Raw genomic sequence first — 25,288 nt, 5'->3', positions numbered from 1 at the left:
CGCGAAGCTGCTCGCTGTGATTGCGCATGCCCTGCCGCGCTGCCACCGTCGCGCGCATGATTCGCGAACCATTTCTCGAGACGCAGGGCATCCACAATTTCCGCGATTACGGCGGCTGGCGCACGCGCGGGGGCGGCCAGGTGCGCACCGGTCTGCTGTTCCGCTCGGGCCACCATGTCGAGGCGACCGACGACGATCTCGCCGCGATCGCCCCGCTGGGCATCCACACGGTCATCGACCTGCGCGGGGAAAGCGAGCGCGCGGCCAATCCCTGCCGCCGGGTCGAGGGGTTCGACGGGCAGGTGCTGTTCTACGAAGGCGAAACCACTTCCAGCCCGCCGCACATGGATATCGGCCCCGACACCAATGCCGCCGATTTCGCGCGCGAACGCATGCTCGCGGTTTACACGCGCATGCCCGACAACCCGGCGATGATCGACATGTTCGGGCGCTATCTCACCATCCTTGCACAGCGCGAGGGGGCCAGCCTCGTCCATTGCTATGCCGGCAAGGACCGCACCGGCGTGGCCGCGACCATGCTGCTGCACATCCTCGGCGTGGCCGAGGAAGACCAGCGCCGCGAATTCCTGCGCACCAACGACAGCCCGACCTTCGACGTCCTCGCGCGGCAGTCGCTGCCGGGGATCGAGGCGCGGCTGGGCCGCAAGCTCGACGAAGGCGCGGCGAAGGACCTGCTCGGCGTGCGCGAGGAATATCTCGATCGCTATCTCGAGATCGCGACCGAGCGCCACGGCAGCTTCGACACCTATCTCGAAGCCGCGATAGGTGTGGATGACGCGCTGCGCGAGGCGCTGATCGTCCGCTTCGTGGCGTGACTCTGCGGCTGCGGCTTCCCATATAGCCGCGAACACCCTTCTGACTGACGGAATTTGACGACATGGCTACCCATCGCACCAAGATGCTCATCATCGGCTCGGGCCCCGCGGGCTATTCCGCCGCCATCTATGCGGCGCGCGCGATGATGGAACCGATCGTGGTGCAAGGGCTGCAGCCTGGCGGCCAGCTGACCATCACCACCGATGTCGAGAACTATCCCGGCTTCGCCGATGTCGTCCAGGGCCCGTGGCTGATGGAGCAGATGCAGAAGCAGGCCGAACATGTGGGCACGCGGATGATGTGGGACACGATCGTCGATGTCGACGTATCGAACGGCTCGCCCTTTACCGCGACTGGCGACAGCGGCGACGAATATGTCGCCGACGTGCTGGTGATCGCCACCGGCGCGCAGGCCAAGTGGCTGGGCGTGCCGGGCGAGATGGAACTGGGCGGCAAGGGTGTCAGCGCCTGCGCCACCTGCGACGGCTTCTTCTACCGCGGCAAGAAGGTCGCGGTGATCGGCGGCGGCAATACCGCGGTCGAGGAAGCGCTCTACCTCACCAACCATTCGGACGATGTCACGCTGATCCACCGCCGCGACGAATTGCGCGCCGAGAAGATCCTGCAGGAACGCCTGCTCAACCATCCCAAGATCAGCGTGATCTGGAACAAGGCGGTCGAAAGCTTCGAAGCCGGCCCCACCGGCGCGCTGGAACACCTCAACCTGCGCGACACGGTCACCGGCGAAGACAGCACGCTCGAAGTCGATGGCGCCTTCGTCGCGATCGGCCACGCGCCAGCGACCGAACTGTTCAAGGGCAAGCTGCCGATGGACGAGGGCGGCTACCTGCTGACCGAGGCGGGATCGCCCAAGACCGAAGTGCCCGGCGTGTTCGCCGCGGGCGACGTCACCGACCACGTCTATCGCCAGGCGGTCACCGCCGCGGGGATGGGCTGCATGGCCGCGCTCGACGCCGAACGGTTCATCGCGGGTCTGGAGATCGACGCCGACGGCCACGCGCACGAAGCCGAAGCGGCGGAATAAGCTCTCTACACAGTCATTGCGAGCCGCAGGCGAAGCAATCCATCAACCGACCTTGCAGCGAATTGCTACGCCGGAAGATGGATTGCCGCGGAGCCTGCGGCTCATCGCAATGACTGGGTGTTGGCTTACATGTGGGTGCCGAACACCAACATCGCGGCATTGACCGACAGCGCGATCAGCGCGACGCTCGACAGTGCGAACAGCACGAAGCGCACCATCACCACATTCGCGGTGACCTGGACCAGCGAGTGGATGATCCGCAGCCCGACATAGATCCACGCGATCAGCGCGTTCATGCCGTCGCCCGCGCCGATCATCGCCAGCACCAGCGCTACCGCATAAAACACCGTCGGTGCTTCGTGCAGATGGTTGTAATTATGCGCTTTCCACTGGACTTCGGCGGGCAGCGTCTCGTCCAGCGACTTGGTCCGGCGCGCGTCATTGGGGTCGATCCCCGCCTGCGACATCGCGGGGATACGGGTGGCGTACATCCACAGCCACATGATCATCGTCCATACGACGAGCACGACGATGGGCTGGAGGATTTGCGATTGAATCATCGGATAGTCTCCGTCAGGCCAGCACGAGGCTGGGATCGTGGAACAGCGTCAGCGCAAGCGCGCGATAGGCGAGGTAGATCAGCGCGATCGTCGATGCGATAAACAGCAGGAAGCGGATTTTCACCACATTGACGGTTGCCTGCCAGATCGAATGGACGATCCGCAGCGCGACATAGATCCACGCGAATACCGTATCGAGCGCGCTCGCGCCCAGCAGCGCGATGATCACGCTGGCGGCATAGAACAGCGTCGGCTGTTCCATCAGATGCGCGTAATTGTGCGATTTCCAATTGATCTTGTCGGGGATCACTCCCTCGAGATCCTGTCCCCGGCCGCCTGGCTTGGCAGCGCCGAGCCCGCCGGCCTTGCTCAGCGCGGGCAGGCGCGTGAACGCCATCCAGAACAGGATAAGTAACGACCACGCGATCAGCACCGCCGCGGGTGCGAGCATCTGGGCTAGCATGTGTGGATTCTCCCCTTTGACCCTTATCGGGCAAGAGTGCTGGCCCCGCGGTGGATTGTCAATTGCAACCTAGCCGGGCGGGCGGCGCAGCGTTGCGCGCTGGAAATAGTCCCACCGCGCGGTCTCGAATTCGCAATCGAGCGCGTTGATTGCGCAGGCGCGCAGCAATGCCTCATGCAAATCGGTACGCGGGCTGACGTGGAACCGTGCCAGCCAGCCGCGCAAGCCCCGCGCGAGCGGCGCGGGCATCGCCTCGAGCGAGCCGAAATCGACCACATGCAGCGATCCGCCGGGGGCGACGAGCCGTGCGGCCTGTTGCAGCGCGCGCTCCCAATCGGGGATCATCGACAGCGCATAGGACAACACCACCCGGTCGAAGCCTTCGCGTCCGAACAGTGCGGGGGCATCGAAGCGGCAGGCATCGCCCTGCGCCAGCCGCGCCCCGGCGCCCAGCGCGGTGCGCGCGCTCTTGAGCATCTCCGCCGAAATATCGAGCCCGTGGACCGCGGTGCCCGGCCAGCGGCGTTTGATCGCGCCAAGGTTGCGGCCCGTCCCGCAGGCGATCTCGATCACGGTTGCGCCATCGGGCGCCGCAAGCTGTTCGATCAGCCCGTCGCGGCCGAACAGGTAATATTTGCGCGTCAGATCGTAGATATGCCGCTGGCCGCGGTAGATCCCGTCCATCAGCGCCGCCTGGCTGGCTGTCCCCGCCTCGCTCATCGGGCGAATTCGTACAGATGCACGCCGCCATAGATCGACGAGCGATCGCGCGCGGTGAGGTCGGCGGATGTCTGTGCGTGATAGGTCCAGCGCGCCGCCAGATCGTCTGCCAGCCGTCCGGGCAGCAGGCTCGGCTCGGCCGCGGTGCGGAACAATACGCGCGCGCCGGGGCGGGCAGTGCGGGTGATCTGCGCCCACAATTCGTTGAGCTGCCGGTCATCCATCCAGTCCTGCGCATCGAGCAGGACATAGCGGTCGTGGCTGCCCGCATCGCTCCCGGCCAGGTAATCCACCATATTGGCATGGCGCATATCGAGCCGGCCGATCCGCTGCTGCATCACCGGCCAATTGCCGCGCTGGAGATAGGGCGGCAGGGGGAGCGCCCACGGTGCGGTCATAACCGCGCCCGAAGGCCTGCCAGGCGAAGTAATTGTCATCCACCGGGAAATCGCAGGCGAGCTTTTCCAGCCGCCGCTTGAGCACCACCGCCATCTTCTCGTCACCCGCCAGCGCCTGATATTGCGCGGGCGGGATGCCGAGGCCGAACAGCGAGGCGGGATGATCGGTCAGCCAGCGCACGAATGCCTTGTCGAACACCGGGGCCAGCTCGGCCTCGAAAATCGCGCGCTGCTCCGCCAGCGTTGCGGCCCTCAGCACACGGGCGAGGTCGATGCGGTAGAATTTGGCCGCGAGATGCGCGATGCCGATAAACCCGCCCAGCAGGCCCTGGCGGTAGATGCCGCGAGTGAAGTGGCTGATCCGCTTGCGCCCGGTAAGGTCGCGGCTTTCCCAGTATTTGCGGCTTTCCGCATCCAGGTGCGGCGCGATCATCGTGCGGTAGATCGCGCGGTTTTCCTGGTGATCGGCCTCGGCGAAAAAGCGGCGGAAGCGGTCGTAACCGGGCAAGTTGCGGATCGCCGCGATCTTGAGCTTGCCCAGCGCGACATGCGCCCGGTTGAGATCGACCGCGACCACTTCGGCAGGGTCGGCGGTCAGATAGGACAGCGCGTTGCAGCTGCCGCTGGCGATACACATCACGCGCATGCTCGGGCCGATTTCCAGCCCTTCCATGTCGATTACCGGGTCTTCCCAGATCTGCGCATAGACCAGCCCCTTGAAGGCCAGCGCGAAAGCCCTGTCGAGCAACTTGTCGCCCGCTTTCGCATCCTTGCGGACCACCGCATCGTCGATGATCCGTTTTGCCACTGCCGCCATGCGTGTCACGTCCCGAAAGTTACGATCGTCCGACGCCGATAGGGCGCGCGCGTGTCGCTCTCGTGACGGTATCGGGGCTAGGCGATCAGCGTCTTAGCAAAGCTCGCCGCATCGGTATTGCCGCCGGTCACCATGATCACCGTATCCGCGTCGACCGGGACCTTGCCCGAGAGCGCTGCCGCCAGCGCCGCCGCGCCGCCGGGTTCGACCACCAGGTTGAGCTTGGCAAAGGCAAAGCGCTGGGCCGCGCGGACTTCCTCGTCGGTCACGACCACACCGGGCTGCGCGCGGCCCTGCAACACCGACAGCACCACCGGCGCACTGGCATCGGGCTGCAACGCATCGCAGATGGTGACGGGCGGATTGACCGCGCGTACGACTTCGCCCGCTTCGAGCGCTTGCCCGACCACGTCCCAGCCCTGCGGTTCGATCACATGGATCGCGCTGTCGGGGCAGGCGAGAGCCAGCCCGGCGGACAGCCCGCCGCCGCCGCAACAGACGACCACGCGCGACGGCGCGCGGCCAAGCTGTGCCGCGATCTCGATGCCCGCGCTGCCCTGGCCCTCGATCACCCACGGATCGTTGAAGGCATGGACCAGCGTCGCCCCGCGTGACGCGACCTCGCGCGCGGCGACTTCCTCGCGATCCTCGCCGGGGCGGTCGTATAGCACGATCTCCGCGCCCAGCGCGCGGGTCGCTTCCAGTTTCACCGTGGGCGCATTGCGCGGCATGACGATCGCCGCCGCGATCCCCAGCCGCCGCGCCGCCCAGGCGACGCCCTGCGCGTGATTGCCCGACGATACCGCGACCACGCCGCGCGCCCTCTCCGCCGCGTCGAGGTTCGACAGCCGCCACCAGCCGCCGCGGATCTTGAATGCGCCGATCGGTTGCAGGCTTTCCGCCTTCACATGGCAGCGCACGCCGCCGACCTCGACCGGCAGCAGCGGGGTCGGCGGAAGCAATTCGGCAATGGAGGCGGCCGCGGCGAGAACGCCTTCGCGGGTCGGTTTGCGCATATCGTCTCGGATCATTTGGCCCCTGTAGCGCATTTCGCTAGGGGGCGCGCAAGATCTGAAATTCCACGAAAGAGGTTTACCCATGTCCACAGTCCTGGTGATCGGTGCGGGCGGCGTCAGCTCGGTCTGCGTCCACAAGATGGCGATGAACGCCGATATCTTCGGCGACATTCACCTTGCCAGCCGCACGAAGAGCAAGTGCGACAGCATCGCCGCGAGCGTGAAGGAGCGCACCGGGCAGGATGTGGCGACCTACGAGATCGACGCCGAGGAAGTCCCGGCGATGGTCAATCTGATCAGGAAGGTCGGCCCGAGCCTCGTGGTCAATCTGGCGCTGCCGTACCAGGACCTGCCGATCATGGACGCCTGTCTCGAAGCCGGCGTGTCCTATCTCGACACCGCCAATTACGAGCCCAAGGACGAGGCGCGCTTCGAATACCACTGGCAGTGGGCCTATCACGACCGCTTCAAGGATGCCGGGCTGATGGCGCTGCTGGGGTCGGGCTTCGATCCCGGCGTCACCAGCGTCTTCACCATGTGGCTCAAGAAGCACAAGCTCAAGACCATCCGCCAGCTCGACATCCTCGATTGCAATGGCGGCGATCACGGGCAGGCCTTCGCCACCAATTTCAATCCGGAAATCAACATCCGCGAAGTCACCGCGCCTGCGCGCCACTGGGAAAACGGCGAGTTCGTCGAGACCCCGGCAATGGGCAAGAAGGTCGAATTCGACTTCGAGGCGGTCGGCCCGAAGAACATGTACATGATGTATCACGAGGAGCTTGAGAGCCTCGCCAAGTTCAACCCCGAGATGGAGCGCGCGCGTTTCTGGATGACCTTCGGCGATGAATACATCAAGCACCTGACCGTGCTGCAGAATGTCGGCATGACGCGGATCGACCCGGTCAAATACCAGGGCAAGGAGATCATCCCGCTGCAGTTCCTCGCCGCCGTGCTGCCCAAGCCCGAATCGCTGGGCGAAACCACCAAGGGCAACACCAATATCGGCGTGATCGCGACCGGCGAGGCGCTTGACGGATCGGGCGAGAAGACCTTCTACATCAACAATATCTGCAGCCACGAAGCGGCGTACGAGGAAACGGGCAACCAGGCGGTTTCCTATACCACCGGCGTCCCCGCCATGATCGGCAGCGCGATGATGGTCACCGGCAAGTGGACCGGCGAGGGCGTGTTCAACATGGAAGAAATGGACCCAGATCCCTTCATGGACATGCTCAACGCGCACGGCCTGCCGTGGCAGGTCAAGGAACTCGACGGCCCGGTAGATTTTTGATCGTGGCCGGCTGCGACAGGCGAGGGTGGCGGTAACGCTTTTTGAAGTGTCTTTGCTGCCACCATCAGCCACTTAGTCGCGCTGGACTGCGGGCGATGTTGACGCCGGACTTCGCTTCTTTGTAGCCCCGGTTCGTCCATTCGGACAACTGGGCGGGTCTCTCCCGTCCGGGATCATTGAGGGGTCACAATTCCATGAAGAAATCCGTCGCGGCCATCGCGCTGCTGGGGCTGTCCGCCTGCGCCAAGCCCTATGTCGGCACGCCGTACACCGCGCCTGCCGCACCCGTTACCTCGGTCGCCATCGTCGACGACACGCTGCCCGAAGACGCGGTCGCATACGAAGCCGCATCGACCATGGGGAATTTCGGGCTGATCGGCGGGTTGATCGACGCCGGGGTCCAGGCCTCGCGCCGTGACCGGGTCAACGAAGCGCTCGACAGCGTCAACCACACACCCGAAGCGAATTTCGAAAGCTATCTCGTCTCGGCGCTGGCCCAAAGCGGCATCGCCGCGGTTATGCTGGCCGGACCGGATCGCGAAAAGCGCGAACTCCTCAGCGACTATCCGGGCGCGCCGCAGGGCACCCAGGCGCTGGTCGATTTCAACGTCACCGCCTATGGCTATGTCAATGCAGGCAACCAGAACTGGCGCCCGACGGTCTCCGCCGACATCAAGATGGTCGATGCGCTGACCGGCAAGACGCTGATGGAAAACCGTATCGTCTATAACGGGGTCGATGCGCAGGCCGGTGTGGTGACCATCGCTGCGAACCCGGCTTATGTGTTCGAGAACCGCGAAGACATGATTACGCAGCCCGAGCGGCTGGCCGCCGGGATCGACGATGCGCTGAGGCGGGTGGCGGACACCGCCGTCCGGCTGATGCGCTAGGCGGGGCCATGAACAGGAACCTGTTTACCGCGCTTGGTGCAGCCGCCCTTCTGGGTGGCTGCACCACGACCACACCGGCCATTCCGCCGACGCTGGCCTATGATCGGCCCGATTGCCCGACTGTGGTCGATACGACCGGGGCAATCGGCCTGACGCCTGAAAAGGACAAGGCGATCTGGACGGTCGATGCCCATCTCCCCGGTAATGGCGCGTGCCTGCGGCGCGGCGCGGTGGCAGCGCCGTATCTAGTCTTCGCGCTCCCCGATGCAGCGCACGCCAAGATGGTCGAGATCGGTTCGGTGCTCGAACCGGAGCGGGTGCTGTCGCCCAAGGTCGTGCTGCTCGATGCCGCCGGTGCCGAAACGCGCAGCTTCCGCCGCGACAAGTACATGTTCCGCCCCGGGCTCCTGTCGATCCAGTTCGTACCGCAGGAAAACGAGCGGTATGCGCTGGTCACCGTCGATCCCGAACCGGTCGGCGAAAGCCACGATACGATCGTGTCGAACACGTCGACCACCGCCGTCTACACGGGCTTCGGTGCCTCCAACTGGCGTAGCGGCCAGGAGCGGATGATGTCGCGCGGGTTCTCCTACGAAGGCCCCGTGCGGGCGCTGATCTATCGTCCCGACAAGGACGATTGAGCGGATCGCAAATTCCCGGCGGGGCGGGGCAGCAGGCGCTGCTCCGCCCCGTTTTCCTTGGCGGTATCCCGCGCGTTTGCGGCGAGGATCGCGCAACGGGTTGACGATTTGATCGAGTGATATAAATTGGCGCGTGAAGGGAGCCGCTTCATGGCCACGCTTGCGCACGTCGAACCGCTCGAACCCGTACCCGCAGCTTTTCCGCCCGAGGTAGTGGCGCAGCGCGAGGCGATCCCCGCGATCTATGGCTCGGTCGACTTTACGCAGCTGCCCGAACGCTTCTCCACCGATCTTGCCGACCAGGTCGAGATGCCCGCGCGCTTCGCCTCGCGCCGTGCCGATTTGCTCGCCGACAGCAAATGCCTCGCGACCATCCGCGCCTATACGATGACCGGCGACCGCACGGCGGATGCCTATGCCGCGCTAATGCCCGAATACGGCTTCCGCGCGCTGGTCGACATGCTCGACCGCGCCTGCGACGAGGGGCTCGAGACGGTTGAGGATGCGCCGCCCGAACTGCGCGCCTTCATCGCCGCGATGGAGGCCACGCCCGAGTGGCTCGACATGGAACTGGTCGAGCAGGGCGCGCGGACCGAGCGCAATGCGCATGTCCACCTGACCCCCTTCGTGCTGCGCGGCGCCTTCATCGCGACCTTCATGAACAAATACAGCGCGCTGCCGATGGCGCTGACCGGCACGCTGTCGAACAATACCGCTTCGCGCCGCGCCTATGAGACCGGCAGCTTTTTCACCTGTACGCTGATGCCCGGTGCGCTGCGCCGCTCGGGGGCGGGGTTCAAGGCGGCGGCCAAGGTCCGGCTGATGCATTCGATGGTCCGTGCCAACATCATGCGTAGCGGCAAATGGGATGTCGGCGTCTATGGCATTCCGATCCCGCAGGTCGACCAGATGCCCGCGGGGCTGATCGGCACCTATCTGATGGCACGCGAGGTGCTCGACAGCGGCCGCGAAACCTTCACCCCCGAAGAACGCGCCAAGGTCGAACTGGCGCGCTATCGCTGCTTCCTGCTGGGCCTGCCCGAGGATTTGCTGAGCGATACCCCGCGCGGGATCGAGAAACTGTGGCTGACGCGCTCGGCCACGCTGCGCGCCGAGTTTGAGCCCGAGACCTGCGGCGCGCTGCTACGCGCGACGATGGACGCCGAGATGACCCAGGGAGAGGGGGCCTTGGCGGGGGCGAAGCGCTGGATGGAGGGCGGTTTTTCGAAGCTGTTCTTCATCCAGCACTTCATGGGCGGCGACCGCGAACTGGCCGCCAGCGTCGGCGTCACGATGAGTGCCACAGACCGGCTGGCGGCGGTCTGCGCGCTGGCCTTCGTCCACGGCCATATCCGCTGGTACAAGGCGCTCGCCGCCATTCCGGCTACGCGCGACTGGGCCGACCGGCGGCTGGTGCGCAAGCTGGGGCAGCTGCTCGAGACCTACGGTCACGCCGATTTCGTCACCGACGCGAGCCAGTACAAGCCCGCGCTGTAACCCGCGCGGGCAGGCTATGGAGCTTGCCCGCCGCTTGCCCTATGGGCCGCGCATGGCCCAGTCCCCACCCGCCAACCGCGGCACCTATGCCAAGAGCAGCGAGACGCGCAGCCTCATCCTCGATGCGGCGATCGTGGCCTTTGCCGAAAGCGGGCTGGAAGGCGCGAGCACCCGTGCGATCGCCGCGGCGGCCGGGGTCAACCAGCCGCTGCTGAACTATCATTTCGGGTCGAAGGACGCGCTCTATCTCGAATGCGCGCAGGCGATCCTCGACCGCTTTGCCGACGGCATGGCGGCCGCCACCGCGCCCGCAGTCGCTTTCCTTGCGCAGGGGCAGGGCGACCGCGCCACTGCGCACGATCTGCTCCGCCAGCTGATGGATGCGTTGGTCGAAACGCTGGTCATGGGCGAGGAGGCGGCGCTGTGGGCGGGGTTCGTCGCGCGCGAGATGAACGCGCCGGGCGATGCCTTCGCGCTGCTCTATGAGCGGCTGTGGCAGCCGGGGACCGAGCTGACCGCGCAGCTGATCCGCGCCGCGCGCGGCAGCGATCCCGGCAGCGAGGAGGCGCGTCTCGATGCATTGCTGCTGATCGCCAACATGATCGCCTTCACCAGCGGCAGGCGCGTGTCGCAGGCGATCATGGGATGGAACGAAATCGGCGCCGAACAGGTTGCCGCCGTACGCCGCTCGATCACCCGCCAGGTCGATGCGCTGGTGGCCGATACTTCAAGAGAGAATTGAACCCTATGGAAACCAAAGCCGGTGATCCGGGCGCCTTTGCGCAATTCGACCTCGACCGCGTCGACAGCCCCGCTTTCGTCGTCGACGCGGCGAAATTGCGCGCCAATTGCCAGGTGCTGGCCGAGGTGCGCGATGCCGCCGAGATCAAGATGTTCAGCGCGCTCAAGGCGTTTTCGATGTGGTCGACCGCGCCGATCATCGGCGAATATCTCGACGGCGTATGCACGAGCGGATTGTGGGAAGCGCGGCTGGCGAGCGAGTTCTACGACGGCGAGATCGCGACCTATTCGGCGGCCTACAAGCCCGAGGAGCTCGACGAGGTCTGCCGCCTGTCCGACCATGTGATCTTCAATTCGCCCGGCCAGCTCGAACGCGCGACGCTGATCATGGAGAACGCGCGCGCCGCGGGGCAGGATTTCGATGTCGGGCTGCGGATCAACCCGCTGCATCCCACGGGCGAGGTGCCGCGTTACGATCCCTCCAGCCCGGGCAGCCGGCTGGGCTTCCCGCTCGACCAGCTGACCCCCGAAATCATGGCGCAGGTCGACGGGATCCATTTCCATAATCTGTGCGAGCAGGATTTCGAGCCGTTGTTGGCCACTTGGGACAAGGTGTTCGACGCGATCGAGCCGTGGTTCGGCCAGCTCAAATGGATCAACATGGGCGGCGGGCACCATATCACCCGCGCCGACTACCAGCGCGAGGAGCTGATCGAGTTCCTGCGCGATGCGAAGGACGATACCGGCGCGGAAATCCATCTCGAACCGGGCGAGGCAGTCGCGCTCGATGCGGGCATATTGGTGGGCACGATCCTCGATACCGGTTTCAACGGCCTGCCCGTCGCGGTCGCCGACGTATCGGCCACTTGCCACATGCCCGACGTGATCGAGGCGCCCTATCGCCCCGCAATGCTCGGCGAAAGCAGCGACGAGGCGGTCCCCGCGGTGCGCATCGGCGGCCCGTCGTGCCTCGCGGGCGATGTGATCGGCGATTACCGGATCCCCGGCGGGGCGGAGGTCGGCAAACGCTTCGCCTTCCTCGACCAGGCGCATTATTCGATGGTCAAGACCAATACGTTCAACGGCGTCCAGCTGCCCAGCATCTATCTCTGGGACAGCGACAGTGACCAGCTCGAGCTGGTCAAGGAGTTCGGTTACGACACCTTCCGCGACCGGCTGAGCTGATGCTGCGACTGCGCCATGGAACGCCAGGCGTGCTCGACCTTTGATACAGTGACATAGACAGGGCCGAACCGGCCGATTCCGCTTGCTTTATCGCGCATCTCGCTTATGTGCGCCGCTCCGCTGCCCCAAGGGGATCCGATCCGCAAGGCAGCCTTGTCTGAAACCTAGCCGTTTTGGGGGTCCCTTGAGTTGCACACATTTCCTGACGCCCGGTCCGTAGTTCGCGCTCTCCAGCCGGACGAACCGATCATCCTCAATCGCCCGCACGCCGCCGCGCGCGCCGCCCATTTCTTCGTCGAGAAGTTTCCGGGCAAGTCGCTCTATGCGGTGAAGGCGAATCCCTCGCCCGACCTGCTGCAGGTGTTGTGGGACAATGGCGTCACGCATTACGACGTCGCCTCGATCGCCGAAGTGCGGCTGGTGCGCGCCACGTTGCCCGGCGCGACGCTGTGTTTCATGCATCCGGTCAAGGCGCCCAGCGCGATCCGCGAAGCCTACCGCCAGCACGGCGTGCGCACCTTCAGCCTCGATTCGGTCGAGGAGCTGGAAAAGATCGTCATTGCCTGCCGCGACGATGAGGGCGAGCCTGCGCAGGACTTGCGCCTGTGCGTCCGCCTGCGCGTCTCGAGCGAATATTCCGAACTCAGCCTCGCGTCCAAATTCGGCTGCGACCTGACCGAGGCGCCGGCGCTGCTGCAACAGGCACGCCAGCATGCCGACTGGCTCGGCGTGTGCTTCCACGTGGGCAGCCAGGCGATGACGCCCTTTGCCTATGTCCAGGCGCTCGAACGCGTGCGCGTCGCCATCGGCGAGGCCTCGGTGGTGATCGACATGATCGATGTCGGCGGGGGTTTCCCGTCGGTCTATCCGGGAATGGAACCGCCGCCGCTGGAAGACTATTTCCAGATCATCCACCAGAACTTCTACAACCTGCCGATCGCCTACAATGCCGAATTGTGGTGCGAGCCGGGCCGCGCGCTGTGCGCCGAATATTCGTCGCTCATCGTCAAGGTCGAGAAGCGCCGCGGCGAGGAACTCTACATCAACGACGGCGCCTATGGCGCGCTGTTCGATGCCGCGCATGTGGACTGGAAATTCCCCGTCCGCGCGCTCGAGGACGACCTCATCAAGCCCGACATGGACTTCGCCTTCTATGGCCCGACCTGCGACGATGCCGACTATATGCAGGGCCCCTTCGTCCTGCCCGAGGACATCCAGGCGGGCGATTTCATCGAGATCGGCATGCTCGGCGCCTATGGCGCGGCGATGAAGACCGATTTCAACGGCTTCGGCGCGGCCGACCGCGTGGTGGTCACCGATGAACCGATGGCGAGCCTCTACGACGGCAGCCGCCAGCGTCCCGCGGCGGACAATGTGGTAAGCCTGCGCTGAGCGGTCAGTCGTATTCGGCGCGGTGTGCGTCGAGTACCGGCTTCACCCGGCCCAGCGCTTCACCGATCAGGTCGGGCAATGGCTTCCGGTCGAGCGGCAGCACCGCATTGTGCGCGGCGGCAATGCGCTTTGCATCCGCCCAGTCGACGCCGAGCCTGATCGCCCATTCGCGAAACTGGTCCGCCGCGCCCGCGCGCGGTTCGAGCGCCTTGGCCAGCGTCGGGTGAAAGCCCAGACGGCCGGTGAAGGGCAGCAGCGACAGCGGAAAGCCCTTGCGCAGATAGACGAAGGTATCGTCGACATGCACCGTCCCGCTGGCGCGGTGCAGCGCGAGGACCGAGGAGAAGTGGACGCTGTCGTCATCGGACACCAGCGTAACGCCGCGCGGCACCGAAAAGGCGAAGTCATCGGCATAGAGCTGCGCCAGCGCATCCTGCTCGCAGCGGACATCTTCCCACGGCAGGTCGGGCAGGATTTCATGATGCCGCGCGGTGCCATACAGCTTCGCCTGCGGGAAGGCAGTGTGCATCCAGTCGCAATGCAGCGTGTGGAACGGATGCAGGTTGATCACGGCCTCGACCTTCGCGCCGCCATCGGTCAGCGAGTCGACCTCGGCGCGGATTTCATCGGTCAGCGTATAGCTGTCGAGGAAGACGAAATTGCCGCTGGCGAGCCGCACCAGCGCGCATTGCGTCCCGACATCGAAGAAGCCGCCGATGCGAAAGCTGCCGCGGACGGTCCAGAAACCGCTGCCCAGGTCGACGAAGCGGTCGCTCATGCGAAGCCTACGAAGCGCGCGGCCTCGTCCACGCTCTTGCGCTCGCTCACCACCGCATTGGCGGGGAAGCTTTCGTCTGGCCAGCCCAGCGCGACCGCCTTCATGATCACCTGGTCGTCGGGGATGCCCGCATGTTCGCGCACCACGGGGCTCTGCATGATGCCCTGGCTGTTGATCACGCAGCCGAGCCCGCGGCTCCATGCGGCATTGACCAGCGCGGTGGTGACTGCGCCGCAATCGAACGGCGTGTCGTCGCTCCCCGACAATTCGCGGTCGTATGTGACGATGACGCAAACCGGCGCGTCGAACTGGCGGAAGCCGCGCAGCACCCAGTCCTGCCGCTTGTCCTTGTCGTCGCGCTCGATCCCCATCGCGCCGAACAATTGCTTGGCGACACCGACCTGGCGTTCGCGGTGGACGCCCGCGAAGGGTTCGCCGCGGCGGAACTCGCGGCTGTCGGGCTCGCCTGCGAGGATGCGTTCGGTATTGCCCTTGCGGATCCGGTCGAGCGGTTCGCCGGTGATGACGTGGAAATGCCACGGCTGGGTGTTCATCGAGGTGGGCGAACGCATGGCGAGCGTCAGCACTTCCTCGATCACCGCGCGCGGCACCGGCTTGTCGAGATAGCCGCGGATCGAGCGGCGTCCCATCACCACCTCGTCATAGGTCATGTCCGGATTGCCGCTCATTCAGTCTCGCTCCCAATAGTGTTGCCGGTAGGACTAGCGTGCCACGCCAGCGCCGACAAATCCCCTACGGGATGGCGGGCAGGCAGGTTCCGATGTCCGGCGCGGAAAACAGCCGGCAGTCGAAGAACACCGCTTCGCCGCCATTGGCATTCGCCGCGGCGAAGCTGAACCGCAGGCTGCGCCGTGCTGCGTCGCTCAGCGGCAGGCTGGCCGGGACCTGCGCGGGATCGCTCCATCCCTGCACGCGGCAATAGCCACCGCCCGCGCACAGGCTGCGCGCCCGATCGACCAGCGCGCCCGGCGAATCGCCGGGCGATACCAGCACGAAATGCACGCCTGCGCCCGGGCCGGGCTGGCCGGGGGATGCGGCTGCGCGCGGCGGCTCGCCGGCGGCGCGCGCCACGCTGTCGCGGGTGATGCTGCGCACCGCCTCGCCGCTGCCCAGCAGGCCGGGCAGCGGATTGGCGGCGGCGATGACCAGCGCGGTGTCGCGCAGCCGCAGCGGATCGGGCTCACCGCCTGCATAGCGTGCCGAGAGCGCCTGCCGGCTGCCCCAGAAGCCGCGCCAGCGAAAGAAGATATGCGGCCCCACCTTGGCCACCTTGTCGAGTCGGTCGCTCCACCACGGATAGACGTAGTCGGCATGGAAATGCGTGGCATTGCCGACGGGGGCATGCGTCGCGCCGCCCAGCATGTCCTCTGCCCGCGCGCGCGCCGCATTCCATGCCGCATCGGAATAGCGCCGCGCGAGCGAGCCGTCGCAGGTGAAGCTGAACTGGCAGCCGGTGGGCCGCTGCGAGCCTTCGAACACCACGCCGCAGACGGTGCCCGCAAACGCCGGATGGCGCACGCGGTTGAGGATTACCTGCATCACCGCGCGCTGGTCGCCATCGCCGCCGCCCGCCTCGGCCATTCCCGCCAGCGCGAGGCAGTCACGCGCGCGGGCGCGGTCCGCCGCGCTGCCGCGAAAGGTAAAGGGAGACGCACTGCCGGGCCCCATCGCGGCGAACGCCACGCCTGCATTGCGCGCCTGCGCAACGCCTACGGGTAGATCCGAGAGGACCACGGTGTCGTCGCCCGTCGCGGGAAGATCGGGCACCGGCATGGGGGCGGTTTCGGCTCGGGCATCGCTCGCCCGCTGGTCGTTTGCGGGTACCGGCGTCCCGCCGAACAGCGCGAGCAGCAGGAACGGCAGCAGCACCAGCCCGGCGAGCGCCAGCAGCGGCGTTAGGGCGCGTTCTTCGCGCGGGGCAGGGGCGGGGCCGTCCATGGCGGCTATCTAGGGAGGAATGCCCCGCCTACCAAGCTGTTACGATAGCCGTTCAGGGCGTGAAAAAGGGCTTGTCGCCGGCAATCGTCACGCGTTCCATCACGCGGCGCGCGGGGAAATAATCGCTCGCGGCGAAGTGCTGGCACACCCGGTTGTCCCAGAACGCGACCGAGCCCGCCTGCCAGCGAAACCGGCACTGGATTTCGGCATCCTTGGCGGTGGCGAACAGGTGATCGAGCAGCCAGCGGCTCTCGCCTTCCGCCAGTCCCTCGATATGCGAGGTGAAGGCGGTGTTGACGTAGATCGCGCGTTCGCCGGTTTCGGGATGCGTGCGGATCACCGGGTGGCGCATCGGCGGGTAGGTATCGTGCAGTTCCTCGGGCCGCTTGCCCAGCCGCTTGGCGAACACCCGCGCGATGTCATGCACCGCGGTCAGCCCTTCGCAGAAGGTCTTCATCGGGTCGGACAACCGCTCGTAGGCGAGGTGCATATTGGCGAACAGCGTGTCGCCGCCGCAATCGGGCACTTCGCGCGCCAGCAGGATCGAGCCGAGTGAGGGTTCTTCGCGCCAGGTGACGTCCGAATGCCAGGCATTTTCCTGTCCGCGGCTCTTGGGCCCATGCTCGATCCGCAGCACTTCGCGGTTCGGCTGGTCCTTCGGCGTGGCGGGATGGATTTCCAGTTCGCCGAATGCGCGCGCAAAGGCGATATGCTGCGCGGTGGTGATGTCCTGTTCGCGGAAGAAGATCACCCCGTGGCTGAGCAGCGCGGCGCGGATCTCGGGAATGCGCGCGGCAGTGTCGGGGCTGCCGAGGTCGATCCCGAGTATCTCCGCCCCGATCGCCGGGGTCAGCGGACGAATATCGAGCGTGCCGGTATCGCGCGTCGCGCGGTCCGAAATGGTGGCCATATTCTCTCTCCCTGCCGCAGAGCATGCCACAGGCGGCACGCGATTGCATCGGCTTTCAGGGAGCGACGAAATTGCGTGCGCTGGCGCGGCGATGCGGGCATCCGGGCCAGCAGCACGGGCGCTTCTTCCCGTCGAGCACTTCCTCGTGCAGCCGGGCGCGGCGCTTGGCGCGGGTGGGTTCCTGCTTGGCCGAGATCGTCCAGCAGATCCATTCGTTGCGCGCCAGCGGGGTCAGCGCCTGCCATTTCGCGGCCAGCGCGGCATCGCTGTCGAGCAATGCTTCGAGTTCGGGAGGAAGCGCGTGGCGGAAATCGGGATCAGCAGGCGCCGCCATTCCGGGTCAGGCGGCCTGCGCGAGTTCCAGATCCATGCGGTCCCAGATTTCGACCAGCGCGCCGACCAGATCGTCCATCATCGCGGGCGTATGCGCGGGGCCGGGGGTGAAGCGCAGCCTCTCGGTGCCGCGTGGCACGGTCGGGAAATTGATCGGCTGCACATAGACACCGTATTCGGCGAGCAGGATGTCGCTGATCTTCTTCGCGCGGACCGGGTCGCCGACCATCAGCGGGACGATATGCGTGACGCTGTCCATCACCGGCAGGCCCGCATCGCGCATCTTGGTCTTAAGCAATTCGGCGGCGGCCTGCTGGCCTTCGCGTTCCTCGTTGCTCGATTTGAGATGGCGCACCGCGGCCAGCACGCCCGCGACCAGCGCGGGGCTGAGCGAGGTGGTGAAGATGAACCCCGGCGCATAGGAGCGGATGCAGTCGACGATCTTCTTGTCGGCCGCGATATAGCCGCCCATCACGCCGAACGCCTTGCCCAGCGTGCCTTCGATGATGTCGATCCGGTGCGCGGCTTCGTCGCGTTCCGAAATGCCGCCGCCGCGCGGGCCGTACATGCCCACTGCGTGGACCTCGTCGACATAGGTCAGGGCGTTGTATTTTTCCGCGAGGTCGCAGATTTCGTGAATCGGCGCGATGTCGCCATCCATCGAATAGACGCTTTCGAAGGCGATCAGCTTGGGCGTGGCTTCGTCTTCGGCGGCCAGCAATTCCTCCAGATGGGCGAGGTCGTTGTGGCGGAAGACGCGCTTTTCGCAGCCCGAATTGCGGATCCCGGCGATCATGCTGGCGTGGTTGAGTTCGTCGGAAAAGATCACGCAGCCGGGCAGCAGCTTGGCCACGGTCGACAGCGTCGCATCGTTCGAGACATAGCCGCTGGTGAACAGCAGCGCGGCGTCCTTGCCGTGGAGGTCGGACAATTCGTCTTCGAGCTGGACGTGGTAATGCGTGTTGCCGCCGATATTGCGCGTGCCGCCGCTGCCTGCGCCGACATCGTGCAGCGCCTCTTCCATCGCCGCGATCACCTTGGGGTGCTGACCCATCGCGAGGTAGTCGTTCGAACACCACACGGTGACCGGCTTGGGGCCGTTGTGGCCCGCAAAGCAGCGCGCATTGGGGAAGGCACCCTTGTTGCGCAGGATGTCGATAAAGACGCGGTAGCGGCCTTCCTCGTGCAGCCGGGAAATCGCTTCGTCGAAGATCTGGTCGTAATTCACTGGCGTATTCGCCCGTATCTGCACCGCCCGTCCGCGGCTGACTGTGCCGGTCGCCCTAATCGAATACGTTGCAAATCGCTACCGCGATCTTTGCGAGTGGCTCGCAAGTCAGAAGGGACGCAAATCCTCGATCCCGAGTTGCGCGAAGGCCGGGGCAAGCCGTTTGAAATCATCGAGATCGCCGGTCGTCACGGCGAAATCGGGTGCGCTGCGGGCGAAGGACTGGCCCTCGGTGAGCGAGGCGATGCGCCGCGCGATCCCGCCAGCGCCATGGACGAAACCGACGCCCGCGCCGAAGGCCTCGCGCAATTCGGCCTCGAGCAGCGGAAAATGCGTGCAGGCCAGGATCACCGTGTCGAGCCGCTCGCCATGGTCCTGCAGCACGAGGCCCGAGGCAGCGCGCGCGACATCGTCGATATCGACCTCCTCGCCGCGCAGTTTCGCTTCGCCCAGCGCGACGAGATTGTTCGCGCCGAACCGCAACAGCGTGCATTCGCGGGCAAATTGCCGTTCGAGGTCGTCGACATAGCGCTGGCGCACCGTCGCCTCGGTGCCGAGCAGGCCGATCACCCCGGTTTGGGTCATCGCCGCCGCGGGCTTGATCGCGGGCACCGTGCCCACGATCGGCGTTTCGAGCACGTCGCGGACCATGCCCAGCGCGATCGTGCTGGCGGTGTTGCAGGCGATGCAGATCAGCCGCGGCTGGTAGCGTTCGGCCATCCGCCCGAGCAGCCCGGCGACTCGCGCGGCCACCTCCGCTTCGCTCTTCGCGCCATAGGGCAGGCCGGCCATGTCCGCGGCGTAGATCACCGGCGCCTGCGGCAGCAGCGCGCGCAATTCGCCCAGCACGGTCAGTCCGCCGACACCCGAATCGAACAGCAGGATGGGGGAATGTTGGTCCAAAGCTCCAGATCCGTTCGAATTGGCAGGCCGGTTTCGCAGTTGGGTCTTGGCCTAACCCGGTACTTTCTTCTAGGTCGCTAGAACGCAAAAACGGCCGCGGGGCAACGCCCGCCTGCGGTGGTGGGACGCTCGGGGCGTAGCTTGGGGTATATCGTGCCAGCAGAAATGACCACCACCGTGCTCTGGGCGGCGCTGCTCGGCTATGCGATCGGTTCGATCCCCTTCGGGCTGCTGCTCACCCGCGCCGCGGGCATGGGCGATGTGCGCAACATCGGTAGCGGCAATATCGGCGCGACCAACGTGCTGCGTACCGGCAACAAGGGGCTGGCCGCGGCCACGCTGCTGCTCGATTTGCTCAAGGGGTTCGCCGCGGTCACGATTGCCGGGCAATTGTGGGGCGAAGTGGCGATGGCCTTTGCCGCCGGGGCCGCGGTGCTCGGCCACTGTTTCCCCGTCTGGCTCGGCTTCAAGGGCGGCAAGGGCGTGGCGACCAATGCCGGCGTGGCCTTCGGGCTCGCCTGGCCGCTGGGGCTGGCCTATGCCTTCGTCTGGCTCAGCATTTTGGCGATCTTCCGTATCTCCTCGCTCGCCGGAATGGCCGCGGTGGTCGCGGCGGCGGCCGCAGCGCCGCTGTTCGGCTATCCGCAGTTCTTCCCCGTGCTCGGCGCGATCGCGCTGCTGATCATCTATCTCCACCGCGAAAATATCGCGCGGCTGGCCAAGGGCGAGGAGCCCCGCGTCGGTGGCAGAAAGGACACCGCCGGGGGATGACCGGCGCGGCGACCTCGGCCCTGTCGCAGGACGAGGCGTTCGCCCGCATCCGGCTGCTGCGCTCGCCCAATATCGGCCCGGTCAGCTATGCCATGCTGCTGCAGCGTTTCGGCGGCGCGGTGCAGGCGCTCGAGGCGCTGCCCGATCTGGGCCGCCGCGGCGGGCGCGCCTATCGCGCCATCGCGGCCGAGACGGTCGAGCGCGAGGTCGAGGCGGTGCGCCAGGCAGGCGCGAAATACCTGTTCCACGACCAGCCCGATTACCCTGCGCTGCTCGGCCAGCTCGACAGCGCGCCGCCGATCCTCACCTGGCGCGGCGACCTCGCCCTGGCCGCGCGGCCCTGCGTCACCATGGTCGGCGCGCGCAATGCCAGCGCGGCGGCGGTCAAGCTGGCGCGCGATTTCGCCAGCGGGCTGGCCGAGGCGGGGTTCACCGTGGTTTCGGGGCTGGCGCGCGGGATCGACGGCGCCGCGCATGAGGGCGCCTTTCCGCACACTATCGGCGTGATCGCCAGCGGCATCGACATTGCCTATCCGCCGCAGCACGCCGATCTGCAGGAGCGGATCGCCAGCGAAGGGCTGCTGCTGGCCGAACAGCCACCGGGCACCGAACCGCGCGGCAGCCATTTCCCTAGCCGCAACCGGATCATCGCCGGGCTGGCGGGCGGGACGCTGGTGGTCGAGGCGGCGGTCAAATCGGGCAGCCTCATCACCGCGCGGCTGGCGGGCGAGGCGGGGCGCGAGGTCATGGCGATCCCCGGCAGCCCGCTCGAGGCGCGCAGCCACGGCTGCAACCATTTGATCCGCGAAGGCGCGGTGTTGGTGCAGGAACCGGGCGAGGTGGCCGAACTGCTGAGCACCTTCACCGGCGAACCGCGCTCGACCTTCCGCGAACCGGCCAATGGCTTCGACTACACGCCCGAAGACCTGGCCCAGGCCGAACCCGCCGACATTGCCGGGCTGCTCACCGCCGCCCCCGTCGCAGTGGACGAACTGATCCGCCAGTCGGGCACACCCGCCGCGGCAGTGCAGCTTGCGCTGCTCGAACTGGAGATCGCCGGACAGCTCGAACGCCACGCCGCAGGACGGGTGAGCCTGAAGTAACCGCCTCGCCTGCCGGCCATCCCGCGGCGAGCTCGGGGGTGACGTTACGGAAAGCAGGAAAATTGGCGCATTCTTGCAATTCCATATGTCGTTCTTGTCATATCGTGGCGTCTTCCCCGCCCGCGACTCGGGCGCCGAAAGCACAGCAGATCAGACAGCGGGCGCTGTTCGCAGCGCGCGCGACGGGCCGCCTCCGTACCTCCTATACGGGCGGCCCGTTCTGCGTTTGACGCTTGCCGATTCAGGGACGCACTCTTACCCGGCCTTCCGGAAACGGGGGCACGATGGAACCGAGAGCGGTCGATTTTCGCACGATTGGGCTGGAGATGCTGCGACTGGCGCGCATGCTGCCGGTGCCGCTGACGCTGTATTTCCTGTGCACGACCGCTGCCTACGCCGTGGAGGAATGGCATTACGGCGATGACTTCACGATGGTGGGCACGCTGATCATGCTGGTCGACGGCTATCTGGTCTATGTGCTGATCTTCCTCCTGATGGCGGAGGCGGGGCTGTTCGCGCAGGGCAAACGCGGCGGGTTCCTGGCCTATCTGGTCTTCACCGTCCTTTGGGGGCTGGCGATCATCTTCGGCTTCCTGCTCCTGATCGTTCCGGGTCTCGTCCTGATGGCGCGGTGGATGCCCGGGGTCTGCGATGTGCTGGTGCGCAATGACGGCGCGGTGCAGGCCATGAAGCAGAGTTGGGAAGCGACCGGCAGGTCGACCGGCGCGCTGATGCTCCACGCGGCGGGGGCGTTTCTCCTGGGCGTGGCGAGCGGGGCGGTATGGGCGATGCCCGCCAGCCTATGGGGGTCTGCGCCGCTGGCCTTCACGATCCTTGCTAACTTGCTTGCCGTGCTTGCCAGCGTCTGGCTGGTCCTGCTGTCGGTTGCGAGCTACCGGCTGCTGATGGCGCCAGCGGCCAAAGATGCGGCGGTGCAATCTCCCGCTTGACGGCGCTCTTACCCGGGCCCCATTTTCGCGCGTATACGCACGTACACACGTAAGGGACTGTTTTTACCTCCATGCAACTGGTCATCGTCGAATCGCCCGCCAAGGCGAAAACCATCGAGAAATATCTCGGCAAGGACTTCAAGGTTCTCGCCAGCTACGGTCACGTCCGCGACCTGCCGCCCAAGGATGGCAGCGTGCGCCCGGACGAGGATTTCGCGATGGACTGGGAGCTCTATCGCGACAAGCAGAAGCGCTTCAAGGAAATCAGCGACGCGGCGAAGGGCGCTGACCGGCTGGTCCTCGCGACCGACCCCGACCGCGAGGGCGAGGCGATTTCGTGGCACGTGCGCGAGCTGCTGGCGAAGCGCAAGACGCTGCCCGCCAAGGTTGACCGGGTGACGTTCAACGCGATCACCAAGCAGGCGGTGACCGATGCGATGAAGGCACCGCGCGAGCTCGACCAGCCGCTGATCGACGCTTATCTCGCGCGCCGCGCGCTCGACTATCTCTATGGCTTCACCCTGTCGCCCGTGCTGTGGCGGCGCCTGCCCGGCGCCAAGAGCGCGGGCCGCGTGCAATCGGTCGCGCTGCGGCTGATCGTCGACCGCGAGATCGAGATCGAGCATTTCCGCGCCGACGAATACTGGTCGGTGATCGCCAAGCTGCAGCAGGACGGCAGCGAGTTCGACGCGCGGCTGGTCCGGTTCGAGGGCAAGAAGCTCGACAAGCTGACGCTCGGCGACGAGGGCAGCGCCGCCGCCGCGAAGCAGGCGGTCGAAACCGCCAACTTCACGGTCGAGGAGGTCGAGACCAAGCCGTTCAAGCGCAATCCCGCGCCGCCGTTCACCACCTCGACGCTGCAACAGGAAGCCGCGCGCAAGCTCGGTTTTTCCGCCAGCCACACGATGCGCTGCGCGCAGTCGCTCTACGAAGCGGGCTCGATCACCTACATGCGGACCGACGGCGTCAGCATGGATGGCAGCGCGATTTCGGCCTGCCGCAAGGCGGTTGCCGATCGCTATGGCGGCCATGCGCTCCCCGACAGCCCGCGGATGTACAAGACGAAAGCCAAGAATGCGCAGGAAGCGCATGAGGCGATCCGCCCGACCGACTTCAACCGCGACCGCGCGGGCAGCGGCGACGAGGGCCGACTCTACGACCTCATCTTCAAGCGCGCGATGGCCAGCCAGATGGCCGCCGCCTCGCTCGAACGCACCACCGTCACGCTGCGCGAGGCCACCGGCCAGCACGAATTGCGCGCCACCGGGCAGGTGGTGAAATACCCCGGCTTCCTCGCGGTCTACCAGGAAGGGCGCGACGATGCCGAGGACGATGAAGAGGGCCTGCTGCCCGCCATCGCCAAGGGCGACAGCCCGCTCAAGAAGGGTGTCGAGGCCAACCAGCACTTCACCCAGCCGCCGCCGCGTTTTTCCGAAGCCAGCCTGGTCAAGCGGCTCGAGGAGCTCGGCATCGGCCGCCCCTCGACCTATGCCAGCACGATCCAGACGCTGCGCGACCGCGCCTATGTGCGGATGGAGAAGAACCGCTTCTTCGCCGAGGAAAGCGGGCGCCTGCTGACCGCCTTCCTCGAACGCTTCTTCCCGCAATATGTCGCCTTCGACTACACCGCCGGGCTCGAGGACGAGCTCGACACCGTCAGCGACGGGCGCGAGGACTGGAAGAAGCTGCTCGAGGCCTTCTGGCGGGACTTCAAGCCCAAGACCGAAGAGGTGATGGACAAGAAGCCTTCGGAAGTGACCGAGGTGCTCGACGAATTCCTGTCCGACTACCTGTTCCCCGAACGCGCCGACGGCAAGGACCCGCGCCATTGCCCGCTGTGCGAAACCGAAGGCCGCGAAGGCGGCCGGCTGGCGCTGCGCGGCGGCCGCTACGGCGCGTTCGTCGCCTGCGCCAATTACCCCGACTGCAAGTTCACCCGCCAGTTCGCCAAGCCCGGCGGCGAGGGCGATGATGGCGCCGATGACGGGGTGATGGGCGAGGATCCCGAAACCGGCCTCCCGGTCGAACGCAAGACCGGCCGCTTCGGCCCCTACATCCAGCTGGGCGAGGGCAAGGAAGCCAAGCGCGCGAGCATCCCCAAGGACCTCGACGATTTCGATCTCGAATGGGCCCTGAAGCTGCTCAGCCTGCCGCGCATTGTCGGCCAGCATCCCGAAAGCGGCAAGGAAATCGAAGCCGCGATAGGACGTTACGGCCCGTACCTGCGGCACGATGGCAAATACGCCAAGCTGCAGAGCACGCGCGACGTGTTCGACACCGGGATGAATGCGGCGGTCACGCTGCTTGCCGAAGCCGCCAACCGCAAGGGCGGCACGCGCGGCAAGGCGGAACCGATCAAGACGCTCGGCGAACACCCGACCAGCGGCGCCGAGATGAAGGTGATGCCGGGGCGCTACGGCCCCTATGTCACCGATGGCACCACCAATGCGACGATCCCCAAGGACATGAAGCCCGAGGACGTCACCGAGGCGCAGGCGATCGAACTGATCGATGCGCGCGCGGCCAAGGGTCCGGCGAAAAAGAAGAAGGCCGCGCCCAAGAAGAAGGCGGCAGCGAAGAAGAAGCCCGCCGCCAAGAAGGCCCCCGCGAAGAAGAAGGCCCCGGCCAAAAAGGCAGCTGCCAAGAAGGCGGAGGCGGGCTGATGGCGAAGGAGCGTTTCGAACGCCACAAGCAGCCGTGGAAGTCCGAGGAGGCGGGCCAATTGCGGCTGCTCGCGGGCAAGGGCAAGGGCCTCAGGGAAATCGCCAAGGCGATCGGCCGCAGCGAGGAATCGACCAAGGACTTCGCCAAGAAGAACAAGATCGAGATCCTGAAGAAGCGGTAGGGGACCGCCCGA

At 66.2% G+C, this 25,288-nt stretch carries 25 protein-coding genes and 1 pseudogene; 14 read left to right on the top strand and 12 right to left on the bottom strand.

The features are described from left to right. Positions 1-56: 56 nt before the first annotated feature. Both VWN43_RS08650 and trxB read left to right on the top strand, forming a co-directional pair. Entirely contained in the window at positions 57-836 is a 780-nt protein-coding gene (locus tag VWN43_RS08650) for a tyrosine-protein phosphatase (protein WP_320182045.1), read from the top strand. A gap of 62 nt (positions 837-898) precedes the next feature. After that, a complete protein-coding gene (trxB, locus tag VWN43_RS08645) occupies positions 899-1,882 on the top strand; it encodes a thioredoxin-disulfide reductase (protein ID WP_320182046.1) in 984 nt (327 codons plus the stop codon). A gap of 125 nt (positions 1,883-2,007) precedes the next feature. Here the strand turns inward: trxB and VWN43_RS08640 are convergent, their stop codons facing one another. The 5 genes and pseudogenes from VWN43_RS08640 to VWN43_RS08620 all read right to left on the bottom strand — a co-directional run bounded on the left by VWN43_RS08640 (position 2,008) and on the right by VWN43_RS08620 (position 5,871). Further along, entirely contained in the window at positions 2,008-2,442 is a 435-nt protein-coding gene (locus VWN43_RS08640; protein WP_320182047.1) for an MAPEG family protein, read from the bottom strand. A 13-nt stretch (positions 2,443-2,455) separates the two neighbouring features. Further along, the gene (locus VWN43_RS08635) at positions 2,456-2,905 is read right to left on the bottom strand and encodes an MAPEG family protein (protein WP_320182048.1); all 450 of its coding nucleotides are present in this window, start codon (positions 2,903-2,905) and stop codon (positions 2,456-2,458) included. 69 nt (positions 2,906-2,974) lie between these two features. Next, positions 2,975-3,625 (bottom strand): class I SAM-dependent methyltransferase, encoded by a 651-nt coding sequence (locus tag VWN43_RS08630; protein WP_320182049.1) that lies wholly within the window; start codon positions 3,623-3,625, stop codon positions 2,975-2,977. Then, positions 3,622-4,840 (bottom strand): annotated as a pseudogene (locus VWN43_RS08625) (BtaA family protein). Before VWN43_RS08625 ends, VWN43_RS08630 begins: the two are co-directional and overlap by 4 nt. Before the next feature lie 77 nt (positions 4,841-4,917). Beyond that, on the bottom strand, positions 4,918-5,871 hold the full coding sequence (locus VWN43_RS08620; protein ID WP_320182051.1) for a threonine ammonia-lyase: 954 nt from the start codon (positions 5,869-5,871) through the stop codon (positions 4,918-4,920). 67 nt (positions 5,872-5,938) lie between these two features. On the opposite strand from VWN43_RS08620, the gene VWN43_RS08615 reads away from it, so the two are divergent. The 7 genes from VWN43_RS08615 to VWN43_RS08585 all read left to right on the top strand — a co-directional run bounded on the left by VWN43_RS08615 (position 5,939) and on the right by VWN43_RS08585 (position 13,496). Continuing rightward, on the top strand, positions 5,939-7,150 hold the full coding sequence (locus VWN43_RS08615; protein ID WP_320182052.1) for a saccharopine dehydrogenase family protein: 1,212 nt from the start codon (positions 5,939-5,941) through the stop codon (positions 7,148-7,150). A 194-nt stretch (positions 7,151-7,344) separates the two neighbouring features. Next, positions 7,345-8,040 carry a hypothetical protein gene (locus VWN43_RS08610; protein WP_320182053.1) on the top strand — a complete coding sequence of 232 codons (696 nt, stop codon included), beginning with the start codon at positions 7,345-7,347 and terminating at the stop codon, positions 8,038-8,040. 8 nt (positions 8,041-8,048) lie between these two features. After that, positions 8,049-8,681 (top strand): hypothetical protein, encoded by a 633-nt coding sequence (locus VWN43_RS08605; RefSeq protein WP_320182054.1) that lies wholly within the window; start codon positions 8,049-8,051, stop codon positions 8,679-8,681. Between the two features lie 150 nt (positions 8,682-8,831). Then, positions 8,832-10,178 (top strand): oxygenase MpaB family protein, encoded by a 1,347-nt coding sequence (locus tag VWN43_RS08600; protein ID WP_320182055.1) that lies wholly within the window; start codon positions 8,832-8,834, stop codon positions 10,176-10,178. Positions 10,179-10,230: 52 nt separating this feature from the next. Further along, complete coding sequence (locus VWN43_RS08595) at positions 10,231-10,920, top strand: CerR family C-terminal domain-containing protein (protein WP_320182056.1); 690 nt, start codon at positions 10,231-10,233, stop codon at positions 10,918-10,920. Positions 10,921-10,925: 5 nt separating this feature from the next. Continuing rightward, entirely contained in the window at positions 10,926-12,104 is a 1,179-nt protein-coding gene (locus VWN43_RS08590) for a carboxynorspermidine decarboxylase (RefSeq protein ID WP_320182057.1), read from the top strand. A gap of 189 nt (positions 12,105-12,293) precedes the next feature. After that, positions 12,294-13,496 (top strand): type III PLP-dependent enzyme, encoded by a 1,203-nt coding sequence (locus VWN43_RS08585; RefSeq protein ID WP_320182058.1) that lies wholly within the window; start codon positions 12,294-12,296, stop codon positions 13,494-13,496. Positions 13,497-13,500: 4 nt separating this feature from the next. Here VWN43_RS08585 and VWN43_RS08580 read toward each other — a convergent pair whose 3' ends face one another. The 7 genes from VWN43_RS08580 to murI form a co-directional block, all read right to left on the bottom strand. Then, the gene (locus VWN43_RS08580; RefSeq protein ID WP_320182059.1) at positions 13,501-14,274 is read right to left on the bottom strand and encodes a hypothetical protein; all 774 of its coding nucleotides are present in this window, start codon (positions 14,272-14,274) and stop codon (positions 13,501-13,503) included. After that, positions 14,271-14,963, bottom strand: coding sequence for a nitroreductase (locus VWN43_RS08575; RefSeq protein ID WP_253514995.1), 693 nt, complete (start codon positions 14,961-14,963; stop codon positions 14,271-14,273). The genes VWN43_RS08580 and VWN43_RS08575 overlap by 4 nt, the downstream gene beginning before the upstream one ends. 64 nt (positions 14,964-15,027) lie before the next feature. Then, positions 15,028-16,233: a cell wall hydrolase gene (locus VWN43_RS08570; RefSeq protein ID WP_320182060.1), complete on the bottom strand. Its 1,206-nt coding sequence runs from the start codon at positions 16,231-16,233 to the stop codon at positions 15,028-15,030. A 52-nt stretch (positions 16,234-16,285) separates the two neighbouring features. Continuing rightward, a complete protein-coding gene (locus VWN43_RS08565; RefSeq protein WP_320182061.1) occupies positions 16,286-17,143 on the bottom strand; it encodes a TauD/TfdA dioxygenase family protein in 858 nt (285 codons plus the stop codon). A 55-nt stretch (positions 17,144-17,198) separates the two neighbouring features. Next, complete coding sequence (locus tag VWN43_RS08560) at positions 17,199-17,477, bottom strand: YdeI/OmpD-associated family protein (protein WP_320182062.1); 279 nt, start codon at positions 17,475-17,477, stop codon at positions 17,199-17,201. A gap of 6 nt (positions 17,478-17,483) precedes the next feature. Next, a complete protein-coding gene (gene hemA / locus VWN43_RS08555) occupies positions 17,484-18,704 on the bottom strand; it encodes a 5-aminolevulinate synthase (protein WP_253515002.1) in 1,221 nt (406 codons plus the stop codon). A 108-nt stretch (positions 18,705-18,812) separates the two neighbouring features. Then, positions 18,813-19,607, bottom strand: a complete 795-nt coding sequence (murI, locus tag VWN43_RS08550; RefSeq protein ID WP_320182063.1) for a glutamate racemase — start codon at positions 19,605-19,607, stop codon at positions 18,813-18,815. A 165-nt stretch (positions 19,608-19,772) separates the two neighbouring features. Between murI and plsY the strand changes: the two genes are divergently transcribed. From plsY to VWN43_RS08525, 5 genes are all read left to right on the top strand, one after another. Beyond that, complete coding sequence (gene plsY, locus VWN43_RS08545) at positions 19,773-20,378, top strand: glycerol-3-phosphate 1-O-acyltransferase PlsY (RefSeq protein ID WP_320182064.1); 606 nt, start codon at positions 19,773-19,775, stop codon at positions 20,376-20,378. Beyond that, positions 20,375-21,481, top strand: a complete 1,107-nt coding sequence (gene dprA / locus VWN43_RS08540) for a DNA-processing protein DprA (protein ID WP_320182065.1) — start codon at positions 20,375-20,377, stop codon at positions 21,479-21,481. Before plsY ends, dprA begins: the two co-directional genes overlap by 4 nt. 284 nt (positions 21,482-21,765) lie before the next feature. Further along, positions 21,766-22,431 (top strand): hypothetical protein, encoded by a 666-nt coding sequence (locus VWN43_RS08535; RefSeq protein ID WP_320182066.1) that lies wholly within the window; start codon positions 21,766-21,768, stop codon positions 22,429-22,431. Between the two features lie 71 nt (positions 22,432-22,502). Further along, positions 22,503-25,094 carry a type I DNA topoisomerase gene (gene topA / locus VWN43_RS08530; RefSeq protein ID WP_320182067.1) on the top strand — a complete coding sequence of 864 codons (2,592 nt, stop codon included), beginning with the start codon at positions 22,503-22,505 and terminating at the stop codon, positions 25,092-25,094. Further along, a complete protein-coding gene (locus VWN43_RS08525; protein WP_050599265.1) occupies positions 25,094-25,276 on the top strand; it encodes a hypothetical protein in 183 nt (60 codons plus the stop codon). Before topA ends, VWN43_RS08525 begins: the two co-directional genes overlap by 1 nt. Positions 25,277-25,288 lie beyond the last annotated feature (12 nt).

Source organism: Qipengyuania sp. HL-TH1, from assembly GCF_036365825.1.
Classification (GTDB): domain Bacteria; phylum Pseudomonadota; class Alphaproteobacteria; order Sphingomonadales; family Sphingomonadaceae; genus Qipengyuania; species Qipengyuania profunda.
The sequence above is the reverse complement of the archived record's forward strand: the minus strand, read 5'-3'. Positions and strand labels throughout refer to the sequence as shown.

What these genes read in the sequence shown, in the direction of transcription:
- VWN43_RS08535 (WP_320182066.1), top strand. Translation starts at nt 21,766, where the DNA reads ATGGAACCGAGAGCGGTCGATTTTCGCACGATTGGGCTGGAGATGCTG.
- VWN43_RS08560 (WP_320182062.1), bottom strand. Translation starts at nt 17,477, where the DNA reads ATGGCGGCGCCTGCTGATCCCGATTTCCGCCACGCGCTTCCTCCCGAA.
- trxB (WP_320182046.1), top strand. Translation starts at nt 899, where the DNA reads ATGGCTACCCATCGCACCAAGATGCTCATCATCGGCTCGGGCCCCGCG.
- VWN43_RS08595 (WP_320182056.1), top strand. Translation starts at nt 10,231, where the DNA reads ATGGCCCAGTCCCCACCCGCCAACCGCGGCACCTATGCCAAGAGCAGC.
- VWN43_RS08640 (WP_320182047.1), bottom strand. Translation starts at nt 2,442, where the DNA reads ATGATTCAATCGCAAATCCTCCAGCCCATCGTCGTGCTCGTCGTATGG.
- VWN43_RS08605 (WP_320182054.1), top strand. Translation starts at nt 8,049, where the DNA reads ATGAACAGGAACCTGTTTACCGCGCTTGGTGCAGCCGCCCTTCTGGGT.
- topA (WP_320182067.1), top strand. Translation starts at nt 22,503, where the DNA reads ATGCAACTGGTCATCGTCGAATCGCCCGCCAAGGCGAAAACCATCGAG.
- VWN43_RS08580 (WP_320182059.1), bottom strand. Translation starts at nt 14,274, where the DNA reads ATGAGCGACCGCTTCGTCGACCTGGGCAGCGGTTTCTGGACCGTCCGC.
- VWN43_RS08575 (WP_253514995.1), bottom strand. Translation starts at nt 14,963, where the DNA reads ATGAGCGGCAATCCGGACATGACCTATGACGAGGTGGTGATGGGACGC.
- VWN43_RS08650 (WP_320182045.1), top strand. Translation starts at nt 57, where the DNA reads ATGATTCGCGAACCATTTCTCGAGACGCAGGGCATCCACAATTTCCGC.
- VWN43_RS08570 (WP_320182060.1), bottom strand. Translation starts at nt 16,233, where the DNA reads ATGGACGGCCCCGCCCCTGCCCCGCGCGAAGAACGCGCCCTAACGCCG.
- VWN43_RS08630 (WP_320182049.1), bottom strand. Translation starts at nt 3,625, where the DNA reads ATGAGCGAGGCGGGGACAGCCAGCCAGGCGGCGCTGATGGACGGGATC.
- VWN43_RS08590 (WP_320182057.1), top strand. Translation starts at nt 10,926, where the DNA reads ATGGAAACCAAAGCCGGTGATCCGGGCGCCTTTGCGCAATTCGACCTC.
- VWN43_RS08525 (WP_050599265.1), top strand. Translation starts at nt 25,094, where the DNA reads ATGGCGAAGGAGCGTTTCGAACGCCACAAGCAGCCGTGGAAGTCCGAG.
- plsY (WP_320182064.1), top strand. Translation starts at nt 19,773, where the DNA reads ATGACCACCACCGTGCTCTGGGCGGCGCTGCTCGGCTATGCGATCGGT.
- VWN43_RS08600 (WP_320182055.1), top strand. Translation starts at nt 8,832, where the DNA reads ATGGCCACGCTTGCGCACGTCGAACCGCTCGAACCCGTACCCGCAGCT.
- VWN43_RS08635 (WP_320182048.1), bottom strand. Translation starts at nt 2,905, where the DNA reads ATGCTAGCCCAGATGCTCGCACCCGCGGCGGTGCTGATCGCGTGGTCG.
- VWN43_RS08620 (WP_320182051.1), bottom strand. Translation starts at nt 5,871, where the DNA reads ATGATCCGAGACGATATGCGCAAACCGACCCGCGAAGGCGTTCTCGCC.
- VWN43_RS08610 (WP_320182053.1), top strand. Translation starts at nt 7,345, where the DNA reads ATGAAGAAATCCGTCGCGGCCATCGCGCTGCTGGGGCTGTCCGCCTGC.
- dprA (WP_320182065.1), top strand. Translation starts at nt 20,375, where the DNA reads ATGACCGGCGCGGCGACCTCGGCCCTGTCGCAGGACGAGGCGTTCGCC.
- VWN43_RS08615 (WP_320182052.1), top strand. Translation starts at nt 5,939, where the DNA reads ATGTCCACAGTCCTGGTGATCGGTGCGGGCGGCGTCAGCTCGGTCTGC.
- VWN43_RS08565 (WP_320182061.1), bottom strand. Translation starts at nt 17,143, where the DNA reads ATGGCCACCATTTCGGACCGCGCGACGCGCGATACCGGCACGCTCGAT.